The sequence below is a fragment of the Pseudomonas sp. PICF6 genome, assembly GCF_009831705.1.
GTDB lineage: Bacteria > Pseudomonadota > Gammaproteobacteria > Pseudomonadales > Pseudomonadaceae > Aquipseudomonas > Aquipseudomonas rhizophila.
The window spans coordinates 51,965-52,524 of sequence record NZ_WUUD01000013.1; the positions used below are offsets into that span (position 1 = coordinate 51,965).

A 560-nucleotide genomic window follows, 5' to 3' on the forward strand; every position below is an offset into this window, starting at 1 on the left:
AGCCATCGTCGCCGCTGAGTTTTTGCAGGCCGACGTAGAAGGTGTTGCCACCGTATTTGGCCGAGAGCATGGCGAAGGCGGTCTTGTTGTCCAGGTCGCCCGCCAGGGCACTGCCTTCTTCCTTGCCGATGAAGTAGCCCAGGTTGGCGCCCAGGGTCCAGTCACCGATGGGCTGGCTGTGGGTCAGGTTGAAATATTTTTGCTGGTAGATGTCCGAGAGTTCCGCGTACCAGACGCCGACCTGAGTGCGCTTGTCGTTGAAGGCGTATTCGCCGCCGCCGAAATTGAAGCGGTCGGACGTGAACGCACCGCGGCCGTTCATCGACATGTCTTCCATGCTCGCGTCGTTACGCGGGCTGTTGGCGCGGAACTGGCCGCCGTACAGGCTCAGGCCGTTGATCTCGGTGGAGGTGACTTGACCACCGCGGAAAGTCTGCGGCAGGGAGCGACCGTCGTCAGAGCGCAGGATTGGCAGCACCGGCATCCATTCGCCCACCTTCAACTCGGTTTTCGACACCTTGGCCTTGAGTGCGACACCCAGGCGACCAAAGTCATCGGCC

1 pseudogene is annotated in these 560 nt (G+C 61.4%); it reads right to left on the reverse strand.

From position 1 onward, the window contains the following. Positions 1-560, reverse strand: a pseudogene (locus tag GSM73_RS05255) (OprD family outer membrane porin); the annotation flags it as partial.